The sequence below is a fragment of the Comamonadaceae bacterium OTU4NAUVB1 genome (genome assembly GCA_024372625.1).
Classification (GTDB): domain Bacteria; phylum Pseudomonadota; class Gammaproteobacteria; order Burkholderiales; family Burkholderiaceae_C; genus Variovorax.
In genome coordinates this window covers 2,694,282-2,706,524 of sequence record CP099605.1, presented here as the reverse complement: position 1 = coordinate 2,706,524, position 12,243 = coordinate 2,694,282, and the positions used below count along the sequence as shown (strand labels likewise).

The following is a 12,243-nucleotide window of genomic DNA, read 5'->3' as shown; positions in this document are numbered from 1 at the left end:
GCGCAGCCGTCAGCCGAGCCGCTCGCGCAGCGTGTCGAGCTGGGCCGCGAAGGCGGCGCGGTCGTGGTCCTCCAGGCAGCGCAGGTCCAGCAGCAGGCGGTCGTCGGCGATGCGGCCGATCACCGGGCGCGGCAGGCCGCGCAGCACCGTCGCCAGGGCGTCGAGCGCGCCGCCGAGGCCCTTGCGCGTCGTGCCCGCCGGCGCCAGCGCCAGTCCGGCCGAGGCCAGGCGCTCGACCGGCAGCGAGCCCGAGCCGATCTGCCCCTGGAGCGCCACCACCGCGACCGTGAAGCGCGGCGCGACGGCGGCGGCGACCCGCGCGAGCAGCGCCTCGGCCGTCGCGCGGATCGCCGCGACCGGACGCGTGAGCAGGCGCAGCGTCGGCAGGTCCTGCGTCAGGCGTTCGGGCCGCAGGTAGAGCGACAGGGTCGCCTCCAGCGCGGCCAGGGGCAGCTTGCTCACGCGCAGCGCGCGCTTGAGCGGGTACGTGCGGATGCGCTCGATGGCGGCCTTGCCGCCGACGATCAGCCCGGCCTGGGGGCCACCCATCAGCTTGTCGCCGGAGAAGGTGACGACGTCGCAGCCTGCGGCGATCATCTCCTGCGGGAGGGGTTCGCGCGGCAGGCCGTGGTGGGCCAGGTCGACCAGCGAGCCGCTGCCCAGGTCGGTGGCCAGCGGCACGCCGCGCGCGTGGGCGATGGGCGCGAGCACGGCCTCGCCGACGGCGGCGGTGAAGCCCTGGACCTCGTAGTTGCTGGTGTGCACCTTCATCACCAGCGCCGTGTCCGCGCCGATGGCGCGTTCGTAGTCCGCCGGGTGCGTGCGGTTGGTGGTGCCGACCTCCACCAGGCGCGCGCCGGCGGCGGCCATCACGTCGGGCATGCGGAAGGCGCCGCCGATCTCCACCAGTTCGCCGCGCGAGACGATCGCCTCGCGCCCGTGCGCCAGCGCGCCGATGGTCAGCAGCACGGCGGCGGCGTTGTTGTTGACCACCGTGGCGGCCTCGGCGCCGGTGAGGGTGCACAGCAGCTCCTCGACCAGCGCGTCGCGCTCGCCCCGGCCGCCGGTGGCGAGGTCGTACTCGAGGTTGGCGGGCGACGCCATCAGCACCATGAGCCGCTCCAGGGCGGCATCGGCCAGCACGGCGCGCCCGAGGTTGGTGTGGATGACGGTGCCGGTGAGGTTGAACACGGTGCGCATGCGCGGCGCGAGCCGCGCGTCGACGCGCGCGGCCAGGGCGGTGGCGAGCGCATCGGGGGCGACTTCGGCGCGGTCGAGCCCGCCGGCCAGGACCCGGGCGCGCAAGGCGTCGAGCAGGGCGCGGATCTCGCCGGCGACCAGCGTGTGGCCGTGGGCGGCGAGCAGTTCGGGCACGCCCGGCGCGCGCATCAGCCGGTCGACCGAGGGCAGGTCCTGGGGCCGCGCCTGGGCACCGTGGACCGCGGGTCCGCCGGACGCGCCCATCAGGCGTCCCCGCCGTCGCCGAAGAGCAGCATCAGGTTGTGCCCGCTGCGCGCGAAGCCGGCGTCGGCCACCAGCAGGTCGAGCGCCACGCTGGCGAGGTCGTCGGCCACGGGCTCGACCTCGTGGTCCTTCTCCATCGACACCTGCTTGAGGTAGTGGCCGCAGGTGTCGCAGCACTCGGCCTTGACGGCGCCGGGACGCGCGCCGGTGGCGGACGCCTCCAGGCCGTCGTGCGCCGGCGCGAGCGCCTCGTAGTGGATGCCCTTGGTGCTCTCGCAGTGGGCGCACTTGACGCGCACGTAGTGCCACTGCGTGGCGCACAGGGCGCACTGCAGGTAGCGGAAGCCGGCGTCGTCCGCGCCGATGCGGGTGACCGAGGCCGTCGGCGCGCTGCCGCAGCACGGGCACTCGGTGGCGGGGTCGGTGTGGCCGAAGACGCGCTCGCCGTGCACGTCGGCGCTCTGCAGCGCCAGCTGGGTCCAGTACACCTGCAGGCCGGCGCCGATCAGGGGCGCGGTGGCCAGGTCGAGGCCGAGCGTCTGGCGCCGCAGCAGGCGGTCGGCCTGGTCCTCGAGCCAGTCGTCCTCGCTGTCGATCATGCGCTCGACGGTCGCGCGCGCCGCGCCGTCGGGCAGCCGCTCGCGCACGTGGCCGAGCAGGCGCCGCAGGCCGGTGCGCCAGAGCGCGTCGCGCGGCCAGCCGAAGGCCGGCACGGGCGGCTTGAGCGCCTTGGCGGCGGCGGCGCAGGCCGCGCCGTCGGGCAGGGCGACGTCCGGATGGTCCTGCAGCACGCGGTGCTGGGCCGAGGCCAGTTCGGCCACGAACAGCAGGTAGTCGCGCATGGCGTGGGCGGGGGCGAGCTGGCGCAGCCGCAGCGCGCGGTCGGAGAACACCAGCGCGCGCCGGGGCAGGCGCAGGAAGGGCATCTGCCGCCCGGCCTGCAGCGCGATCTCCTCGGCCGAGAGGACGCGCGTGGTGTAGGCCGGTCGCGGTGCGGCGGCGGGGGAGGAAGCGTCGTGGTCGTTGCGGGTCATCGAGGAATTATTCGCCGCGCGTCATCTTCCGGTGCCACAGCGGGTGATTCAGCTTGGCCCAGCCCTCGGTGACGGTGCCGCGCGTCATGGCGCGCATGGTGCCCTTGATCCAGATCGCAGCGTAGATGTGCGTCATCACCGAGACCACCAGCACGACGGCCGAGGCGGCATGCACCACCACGGCGACGCGCCGCAGCGTGATCGGGAAGAAGTGCACGAACCACGGGCTCCAGAACATGAAGCCGGTCACCAGCAGCAGCAGCAGGCTGACCGCGAAGGCCCAGAACACCAGCTTCTGGCCGGCGTTGTACTTGCCCACGGCCGGCATGCCCTCCTTGTTGCCCTTGAGCATCTCCGGCGCCTTCGCGAGCCATTCGCGGTCGGCGCGGTCGAGCACGTTCTCGCGCCACATCGTGAAGAACAGGAACGCGAACCCCCCCACCATGCCCAGTCCGAAGAAGGGGTGCAGGATGCGCGTCCACTGGCCGCCGCCGAAGAAGGCGCTGAAGAAGAACAGCGAGGGATGGAAGAACGCCAGGCCCGAGAGCGCGGCGGCGATGAACATGAGCACCACGTACCAGTGGTTCATGCGCGTGGCGTCGCGGTAGCGGCGCAGGTAGCGGACGGTCGACATCGCGGAGGCTCCTGGTTCAGACGCGGGGCGGCGGGGCGGCGGGATCGTGCACCGTCCGCACGGGCGGCACGGACGAGGGCGGTGGCGCCCCCGGCGCCGGCGGCGCCTCGATGATCTCGGCCTTGACGCCGTGGCCGTCCTCGTCCTCGTCGCTGGCGCCTTCCTTGGCCTCCACCGGGCCGACCTTCATGTAGTGGAAGAAGCTGCCCACCACCGTGCCGACCATCGCCAGCACCGCCAGCGGCTTGGCCACGCCCTTCCAGAGCGACACCAGCGGGCTGATGTGCGGGTCCTTGGGCAGGTTGCTGTAGAGGCCGGGGCGGTCGGCGTGCTGCAGCACGTACATGACGTGCGTGCCGCCGACGCCGGCCGGGTCGTAGGTACCGGCGTTCTTGAAGCCGCGCTCCTTGAGGTCGACGATGCGCTCGTCGGCGTACTGGTGCATGGCCTCCTTGGTGCCGAAGTGGATGGCGCCGGTCGGGCAGGCCTTCACGCAGGCCGGCTCCAGGCCCACGGTGACGCGGTCGGAGCACAGCGAGCACTTGTAGGCGCGGTTGTCGGTCTTGCTGATGCGCGGCACGTCGAACGGGCAGCCCGTCACGCAGTTGCCGCAGCCCACGCAGTGCTCGCTGATGAAGTCGACGATGCCGTTGCTGTACTTGACGATGGCGCCGGGCGCCGGGCACGACTTCAGGCAGCCCGGGTCCTCGCAGTGCATGCAGCCGTCCTTGCGGATCAGCCACTCGAGGTGGCCGGGCTCGGGCTCGACCTCCGCGAAGCGCATCACCGTCCAGGAGTCCGGCGTCAGGTCGTTGGGGTTGTTGTAGGTGCCGGTGGTGACGCCGACCTCGTCGCGCAGGTCGTTCCACTGCATGCACGCCACTTGGCAGGCCTTGCAGCCGATGCAGGCGGACACGTCGATCAGCTTGGCGACCTCCTGCACCTGGGGGCGGTGGCGGGCGTCGGGCGGCTGCACGGTGGTGGCCGAGCGCGCCGCGATGTCGAGGGTTTGAAGGGACGACATGGGCTCAGGCCTTTTCGATGTTGACCGTGAAGGACTTGTATTCCGGCGTCTGGGTGTTGGCATCGCCGACGACGGGCGTCAGCGTGTTCACCAGGAAGCCCGGCTTGGTGAGGCCGATGAAGCCCCAGTGGTTGGGCAGCCCGACCGTGTGCACGGTCTGTCCCTGCACCTGCAGCGCCTGGATGCGCCGCGTGACCAGCGCCACCGCCCGCATGTAGCCGCGCTTGCTGCTCACCTTCACCAGCGAGCCGTTGGTGATGCCCTTGAGTTCCGCCAGCTCGACGCCGATCTCGACGAACTGCTGCGGCTGGATGATGGCGTTGGAGCGGACGTTCTTGGTCCAATAGTGGAAGTGCTCGGTGAGCCGGTAGCTGGTGGCGACGTACGGGAAGTCCTTGGGGACGCCCAGCATCTCCAGGTCGCCCTGGAACACCCGCGCGGCCGGGTTGGCGCGTGCCACCGGGTTGTTCGGGTGCATCGGGTTGTTCACCAGGGGCGACTCGAACGGCTCGTAGTGCTCCGGCAGCGGCCCCTCGGCCATGCCGGTGGGCGCGAACAGGCGCGCCACGCCTTCGGCCGTGAAGATGAACGGACGCACGGCGTCGGCCTCCATCGGGTTGGCGTCCGGGCGGATGTCGGGAATGTCCGAGCCCATCCACTTCGTGCCGTCCCACTTCACCAGCATGCGCCGGGCGATCCACGGCTGCCCCGTCTTCGGATCGACCGAGGCGGCGTTGTAGAGCACGCGCCGGTTGGCCGGCCAGGCCCACGACCAGTTCAGCGCCTGGCCGACGCCGTAGGGGTCGGCGTTGTCGCGCCGCGCCATCTGGTTGCCCGCCTGCGTCCAGGCGCCCGAGTAGACCCAGCAGCCCGACGACGTGCTGCCGTCGTCGCGCAGCAGCCCGAAGCCCGGCAACTGCTCGCCGGCCCTGGCCAGCACCTTGGTCGGGTCCTTCGGATCGATCAGGTCGACCAGCGCCTTGCCGTTGTATTCCATCGCCAGCTCCTGGGGGGAGGGCGCGTGCGGGATCTTGTAGGGCCAGTTCAGGTTGACGATCGGATCGGGGAAGGCGCCGCCGTCCTTGGCGTAGGCCGCGCGGATGCGGTTGAAGATGCCCGCCACGATCTCGATGTCGCCCATCGCCTCGCCCGGGGGCTCGGCGCCCTTCCAGTGCCACTGCAGCCAGCGCGTGGAATTGGTCAGCGAGCCTTCCTCCTCCGCGAAGCAGGTCGAGGGCAGGCGGAAGACGGTGGTCTGGATGTCGGCCGTCCTGACGTCGTTGTACTCGCCGTAGTTCTTCCAGAACTCGCTCGTCTCGGTCACCAGCGGATCGATGGTGACCAGGAACTTGAGCTTGGACAGCCCGGCGACCGTCTTGTGCTTGTTGGGGAACGAGGCGACCGGGTTGAAGCCCTGGCAGATGTAGCCGTTGATCAGGCCCTTGTTCATCAGCTCGAAGGCCTGCAGCACGTCGTAGAGCTTGTCGAGCTTGGGCAGGTAGTGGAAGGCCCATTCGTTCTCCGCCGTCGCGGCGTCGCCCCACCAGGCCTTCTGCAGGCTGACGAAGAACTTGGGGTAGTTCTGCCAGTAGCTCATCTGGTTGGGACGCAGCGGCTTGAGCGCGCGGGTCTTGTAGTAGTCCGGCAGCGTCTGCTCGCCATCGCGCGCCAGCGACAGGTAGCCCGGCAGCGAGTTCGACAGCAGTCCCAGGTCGGTCAGGCCCTGGATGTTGCTGTGGCCGCGCAGGGCGTTCATGCCCCCGCCCATCACGCCGATGTTGCCCAGCAGCAGCTGCATGATCGCGCCGGTGCGGATGATCTGCGAGCCCTGGCTGTGCTGGGTCCAGCCGAGCGCATACATCACCGTCATGGTGCGGTCGGGCGTGGACGTGCTGGCGATGTGTTCGCAGACCTTGAGGAACTTGTCCTGCGGCGTGCCGGTGATGCGGCTCACCATCTCGGGCGTGTAGCGCGAATAGTGGCGCTTCATCACCTGGAGCACGCACTGCGGGTCCTGCATCGTCATGTCGACGCGCGCCATGCCCTGCTCGTCGAGCGCGTAGCCCCAGGACTTGGCGTCGTACTTGCGGTTGTCCGCGTCGTAGCCGCTGAAGAGGCCGTCCTCGAACCTGTAGTCAGGCCCGACGATGAACGGCGCGTTGGTGTAGTGGCGCACGTACTCGGTCTGGATCCGGTCGTTGCTCAGCAGGTAGTTGAGCACCCCCGAGAGGAACGCGATGTCCGAACCCGCCCGGATGGGCGCGTAGTAGTCCGCCATGGCCGCCGAGCGCGTGAAGCGCGGGTCGACCACCACCAGGCGGGCCTTGTTGTGCTTCTTCGCCTCGATCACCCACTTGAAGCCGCACGGATGCGCCTCCGCCGCGTTGCCGCCCATGATGAGCACGACATCCGCATGCTGGATGTCCTGCCAATGGTTGGTCATCGCGCCTCTGCCGAACGTCGGGGCCAGACTGGCCACCGTCGGTCCGTGTCAAACGCGGGCCTGGTTGTCGAAGACCAGCATCCCCAGCGAGCGGAATGCCTTGTGCGTGATGTAGCCGGTCTCGTTGGAGGAGGCCGACGCGGCCAGCATGCCGGAGGTGGTCCAGCGGTTGACGATCTTGCCGTCGGCGCTGGTGCGCTGGAAGTTGGCGTCGCGGTCGTCCTTGAGCAGCTTGGCGATGCGGTCGAGCGCGCTGTCCCAGCTGATGCGCTTCCACTCGTTGCTGCCCGCCTCGCGGACCTCGGGGAACTTCAGGCGGTTGGGACTGTGCACGAAGTCGAGCAGGCCGGCGCCCTTGGGGCACAGCGTGCCGCGGTTGACCGGGTGGTCCGGGTCGCCCTCGATGTGCAGGATGGCCGGGACGACGTTCTTCGCGTTGTCGCCCAGGCTGTACATGATCAGACCGCAGCCGACCGAGCAGTACGGGCAGGTGTTGCGCGTCTCGGTGGTGCGGGCGAGCTTGAAGTTGCGCGTCTCGGCCAGCGCGGCGGCCGGCGAGAAGCCGAGCGCCGCGATGCTGGAGCCGACCAGGCCGGCACCGCTGACGCGGAAGAACTGGCGGCGACTCATGTCCATAGGGACACCTCCGCCGGACAAGGGTTGTGGTGCTTCATCGTGATTCTTCTCGTGGGGGAACAAGCGAACGGGACTGGACTGAGAGAAAACGGAAAACGGAAAACGGAAACAAGAACGGATCGTGCCCGCGATGGCGCGACCGACCGGACGCCTGGGCGACCGGTCGGGCCGCGCGGCCTCAGGGCTTGGGGGCGTCGGGCGTGGCGGGGCGGCCGTCGCCGCCGGTCGGGACGGTCGAATTGCCGATGGGCGGCGGCGTCACGTTGGCGCTCGGGGTCACTCCGCCGATGGCGGTGGCGCCCTCGCCGGGACCGTCGTGGGTGCCGGACTTGGCCACCGTGTCGCCCGACGGCGCCGCCTTGATGCCCGCCGGGTAGCCCGCCGTCGGCGCGCCGCCCGAGGCGGCGGTCGGCCCCATGGACGTGCCACCGGCCGACGGCGCGGGCGGCGCCGAAGGCTTGCGGTCGCAACCCGCGAGGGCGGCCGACGCGGCCAGCGCCAGCGCGGCCAGCGTCGCGCCCGTGGCGCCGGAAATAAGGTGTCGTGGGTGCAAGGTGTTCTCCTTCGAGACGGCGTGGACGCCCGCCGTAAAGATTTTGAAACAGTCTAGCGACAGGTTCTTATCCCTGTCCTGTGATCAACCCGCAACCGCCCGGCCCTTTGGCCCTCGGCTATCGTGGGCGCGATGAACCCCTCCCTCCGTCTCGGTTGGCGCACGTTGTGGCGCGACCTGCGCGCCGGCGAACTGCGCCTGCTCATCGTGGCCGTGGTGCTGGCCGTGGCGGCGCTGACCGCCGTCGGCTTCTTCGCCGACCGGCTCCAGGGCGGCCTGCAGCGCGACGCCCGCCAGCTGCTGGGCGGGGACGCCGTGCTGGTCACCGACAGCGCGACGCCGGCCGCCTTCACCGCGCAGGCCGCGACGCTGGGACTGCAGGGTGCCATGACCTACGGTTTTCCGACCATGGCGCGCGCCACCGACGCCCAGGGCGGCGCGAGCAAGCTGGTGTCGCTCAAGGCCGTCGCCCCGGGCTATCCGCTGCGCGGCACCCTGCTGACCACCACCGCCGCCGACGCCCCCGGGCAGGCCACGCGCGACGTCCCGGCGCCCGGCGAGGTCTGGGTGGATGCCTCGCTGCTCGACGCGCTGGGTCTGCGCGTGGGCGACCCGCTGCTGCTGGGCGACGCCAGCCTGCGCGTCGCGCGCGTGATTGTTCTGGAACCCGACCGTGGCGGCGGCTTCATGAGCTTCTCGCCGCGCGTGATGCTCAACCAGGCCGACGTGGCGCGCACCGCGCTCGTGCAGCCGGCCAGCCGCGTCAACTACCGATTCGCTGTGGCGGGCGGCGATGCCGCCGTCAAGGCCTTCACCGATTCCGCCGACGCCGTGCTGAAGAAGGGCGAACTGCGCGGCGCGCGGCTCGAATCCTTCGAGAGCGGCCGCCCGGAAATGCGCCAGACGCTCGACCGGGCCGAGAAATTCCTGAACCTCGTGGCGCTGCTGGCCGCGCTCCTGAGCGCGGTGGCGGTGGCGCTGGCCGCGCGCGGCTTCGCGGCCAGCCACCTCGACGACTGCGCCATGCTGCGCGTGCTCGGCCAGAGCCAGCGCACCATCGCCGGCGCCTACGCCTTCGAGTTCGCGCTGGTCGGCCTGGGCGCCAGCGCACTGGGCGTGGCGATCGGCTTCGCCGTGCATCACGCCTTCGTGCTGCTGCTCGCCGGCCTGGTGGAGACCGCGCTGCCCGCGCCGACCCTGCGGCCGGCCGCCTTCGGCATCGGCATGGGCCTGACGCTGCTGTTCACCTTCGGCCTGCCGCCGGTGCTGCAGCTCGCCCAGGTGCCGCCGCTGCGCGTCATCCGGCGCGACGTCGGCGGGCTCAAGCCGGCCTCGCTGGCGGTGCTGGGCGTGGGCGCGCTGGGCTTCGTCGCGCTGCTGCTGGCGGCCAGCAGCGACCTGAAGCTCGGCCTGATCGCGGTGGGCGGCTTCGCGGGCGCGGTGGCCGTGTTCGCGCTCCTGAGCTGGCTGGCGGTGAAGGTGCTGCGGCGCGCCGTCAACGAATCCACCGCGCCGCGCTGGCTGGTGCTGGCGACGCGCCAGATCTCGGCCCGGCCGGCCTACGCGGTGGTGCAGGTCAGCGCGCTGGCGGTCGGTCTGCTGGCGCTGGTGCTGCTGGTGCTGCTGCGCACCGACCTGGTCGCGAGCTGGCGCCAGGCGACGCCCCCGGACGCGCCCAACCGCTTCGTCATCAACGTCATGCCCGACCAGAGCGAAGCCTTCCAGCAGTCGCTGCGCGAGGGCGGCGTCAAGGGCTTCGACTGGTATCCGATGATCCGCGGCCGGCTGGTGGCGGTCAACGGCCGCGCGGTCGGCCCCGACGACTACACGGAGGACCGCGCCAAGCGCCTGGTCGACCGCGAGTTCAACCTCAGCAACAGCGCCGAGGCGCCGCCGCACAACCAGGTCGTGGCCGGCGCCTGGACGCCCGACGCGGCCGGCGAGATGAGCGTCGAGCAGGGCCTGGCCGAGACGCTGGGCCTGAAGCTGGGCGACACCCTGCGCTTCGACATCGGCGGCGTGCCCAACGAGGCGCGCGTCACTTCGCTGCGCAAGGTCGACTGGGGCTCGCTGCACGCCAACTTCTTCGTCATGTACAGCGTCGCCCGGCTCTCGGACGACATCCCCGTGACCTACATGGGCGCCTTCCGCGCGCCCGAGACCAAGGGCTTCGACAACGCCCTAGTGCGCGCCTACCCGAACGTGACCAACGTCGACATGAGCGCCACCATCGGCCAGGTGCAGCGCGTTCTCGACCAGGTAATCCGCGCGGTCGAGTTCCTGTTCGGCTTCACGCTGGCGGCCGGGCTGGTGGTGCTGTTCGCCGCCGTCACCGCCACGCGCGAGGAGCGCGCGCAGGAGTTCGCCGTGATGCGCGCCGTCGGCGCCCGCGCCAGCCTGTTGCGACAGGTGCAGCGCGCCGAGCTGGCCGGGGTCGGCCTGCTGGCGGGGTTCCTGGCCAGCATCGCGGCCTCGGCCATCGGCTGGGGACTGGCGCGCTACGTCTTCGAGTTCGCCTGGCGCGCCTCGCCGCTGGTGCCGGTCGCCGGCGCGCTGGCCGGCGCCGCGCTGGCGCTCGCCGCGGGCTGGTGGGGCCTGCGCGACATCCTGCGCCGCCCGGTCGTCGAGACCCTGCGCAGGGGATGATCGGCGCCATGCAGATCCAGGACAAACCACCGTTCGACACGCCCTTCGAATGGATCGGGGGCGAGGAGCGGGTGAGGGCGCTGGTGGACCGGTTCTACGACCTGATGGAACTGGAGCCGGCCTACGCGCGGTTGCGCGCGGTGCACGGCACGACGCTGGAGAACGCGCGCCAGCGCCTGTTCTGGTTCCTGTGCGGCTGGCTGGGCGGGCCGCAGCACTACACCGACCGTTTCGGTCACCCGATGCTGCGCGCGCGCCACCTGCCGCGCAGCATCGGCGGGCATTCGATCGGCCTCCGCGAGCGCGACGAATGGCTCGCCTGCATGGACCAGGCCATGGGCGACATCGCCGTCGACCCGCCGTTGCGCGAGCGCCTGCGCGGCTCGTTCTTCCAGACCGCCGACTGGATGCGGACCTGAGTCCGGGCCGGCCTAGCGCCTGACGGGGGCTAGCAGCACGACCAGCGCCCCGGCGCCGCCCTCGGCCGGCTTGGCCTGCACGAAGGCCAGCACCTCGTTCTTCTGGATCAGCCAGCGCTGGGTCTTGTTCTTGAGCACCGGCTGCTTGCCGGGCGAACCCAGCCCCTTGCCGTGGACCACGCGCACGCAGCGCACGCCCTGGCGGTTGGCCGTGCGGATGAAGGCGCCCAGGGCCTCGCGCGCCTCGTCGCTGCGCATGCCGTGCAGGTCGAGCTGCTGCTGGATCGTCCACTCGCCCGCGCGCAGGCGCCGCGTGATCTCGGTGCCGATGCCGGGGCGGCGGAAGCTCATGGCGTCGTCGACGTCGAGCAACGTCTCGACATCGAACTCGTCGGAGAGCGACTCGCGCAGCACGCGCTGCTCGTCGAGCTGGTGCTGCACGGGGATCGGCGGCGGCCGCTCGGGCGCCAGCGGCACCGACGCCACGCGGCGCAGCGGCTGCGTGGCGCCCACGGCGCGGTTGAACAGGTCCTTCTCGGCCGTCTGGCGGCGTTCGGCCTCGGCGCGGGCGGCGGCCTCGGCGGCCTCGCGCTCGCGCGCCTCGGCCAGGGCGCGCTGCACGCCCTTGAGGTCGGACAGGCTCTTCAGGCCCGCCGGCTTGGCAGGTGGGCGGGACGGCGTGGGCATCAGATCAATCCTTTCCGGGCCATCGACAGGGTGCGTCCGGCGCCGACGATGACGTGGTCGAGCACCCGCACGTCGACCAGCGCCAGCGCGCCCTGCAGCGCCCGCGTGAGCAGCTCGTCGGCGCGCGAGGGCTCGACGTCCCCGCTCGGATGGTTGTGCGCCAGCACCACGGCGGCGGCGTGGTGGTGCAGGGCGCGCACCACCACCTCGCGCGGGTAGACGCTGGTCTGTGTCAGCGTGCCGCGAAACAGTTCCTCCAGCGCGATCAGCCGGTGCTGGGCGTCCAGGAACAGCACCGCGAAGACCTCGTGCGGGCGGTCGCCGAGGTTCAGCAGCAGGTACTGGCCGACGGCGTCGGGCGAATCGAAGACGGCACGCGCCTTCAGCTGCTCGGCCAGCGCGCGCCGGGCGAGTTCGAGCACGGCGGCGAGCTGGGCGCGCTTGGCGGTGCCACCCAGGCCCTTGACCGTCTTGAGGTCGTCCAGGCTGGCGCGCAGCAGGCCGGCCAGGCCGCCGAAGCGCTCGAGCACCTCCTGCGCCAGCTGCAGCACGTTCTTGCCCGGCAGGCCGGTGCGCAGCAGGAGGGCGAGCAGCTCGGCGTCGCCCAGCGCGGCGGCGCCGCGCGCGACGAGCTTCTCGCGCGGGCGCAGGTCCGGCGGCAGGTCCTTGAAAGTCATTGCGACGGCAGGCACGAGGAGGGCTC

Annotated in this window: 10 protein-coding genes; 2 read left to right on the top strand and 8 right to left on the bottom strand. The window is 71.5% G+C overall.

Annotated features, from left to right (window positions below):
* Positions 1–9: 9 nt before the first annotated feature.
* The 6 genes from selA to NF681_16085 all read right to left on the bottom strand — a co-directional run bounded on the left by selA (position 10) and on the right by NF681_16085 (position 7,788).
* Positions 10–1,464: an L-seryl-tRNA(Sec) selenium transferase gene (selA, locus tag NF681_16110; GenBank protein ID UST53809.1), complete on the bottom strand. Its 1,455-nt coding sequence runs from the start codon at positions 1,462–1,464 to the stop codon at positions 10–12.
* Positions 1,464–2,498 (bottom strand): formate dehydrogenase accessory protein FdhE, encoded by a 1,035-nt coding sequence (gene fdhE, locus NF681_16105; protein ID UST53808.1) that lies wholly within the window; start codon positions 2,496–2,498, stop codon positions 1,464–1,466. The genes selA and fdhE overlap by 1 nt, the downstream gene beginning before the upstream one ends.
* A gap of 7 nt (positions 2,499–2,505) precedes the next feature.
* Positions 2,506–3,132, bottom strand: coding sequence for a formate dehydrogenase subunit gamma (locus NF681_16100; GenBank protein ID UST53807.1), 627 nt, complete (start codon positions 3,130–3,132; stop codon positions 2,506–2,508).
* 16 nt (positions 3,133–3,148) lie between these two features.
* A complete protein-coding gene (gene fdxH / locus NF681_16095) occupies positions 3,149–4,156 on the bottom strand; it encodes a formate dehydrogenase subunit beta (GenBank protein UST53806.1) in 1,008 nt (335 codons plus the stop codon).
* Positions 4,157–4,160: 4 nt separating this feature from the next.
* A complete protein-coding gene (gene fdnG, locus NF681_16090; protein UST53805.1) occupies positions 4,161–7,235 on the bottom strand; it encodes a formate dehydrogenase-N subunit alpha in 3,075 nt (1,024 codons plus the stop codon).
* Positions 7,236–7,413: 178 nt separating this feature from the next.
* The gene (locus NF681_16085; protein UST53804.1) at positions 7,414–7,788 is read right to left on the bottom strand and encodes a hypothetical protein; all 375 of its coding nucleotides are present in this window, start codon (positions 7,786–7,788) and stop codon (positions 7,414–7,416) included.
* Positions 7,789–7,920: 132 nt separating this feature from the next.
* On the opposite strand from NF681_16085, the gene NF681_16080 reads away from it, so the two are divergent.
* Positions 7,921–10,434, top strand: coding sequence for an ABC transporter permease (locus NF681_16080; GenBank protein UST53803.1), 2,514 nt, complete (start codon positions 7,921–7,923; stop codon positions 10,432–10,434).
* Between the two features lie 8 nt (positions 10,435–10,442).
* Positions 10,443–10,853, top strand: coding sequence for a group II truncated hemoglobin (locus NF681_16075; GenBank protein UST53802.1), 411 nt, complete (start codon positions 10,443–10,445; stop codon positions 10,851–10,853).
* A 12-nt stretch (positions 10,854–10,865) separates the two neighbouring features.
* On the opposite strand, the gene NF681_16070 is transcribed toward NF681_16075, so the two are convergent.
* Positions 10,866–11,540: a Smr/MutS family protein gene (locus NF681_16070; protein ID UST53801.1), complete on the bottom strand. Its 675-nt coding sequence runs from the start codon at positions 11,538–11,540 to the stop codon at positions 10,866–10,868.
* Positions 11,540–12,217 (bottom strand): DNA repair protein RadC, encoded by a 678-nt coding sequence (gene radC, locus NF681_16065; protein UST55809.1) that lies wholly within the window; start codon positions 12,215–12,217, stop codon positions 11,540–11,542. Before radC ends, NF681_16070 begins: the two co-directional genes overlap by 1 nt.
* Positions 12,218–12,243 lie beyond the last annotated feature (26 nt).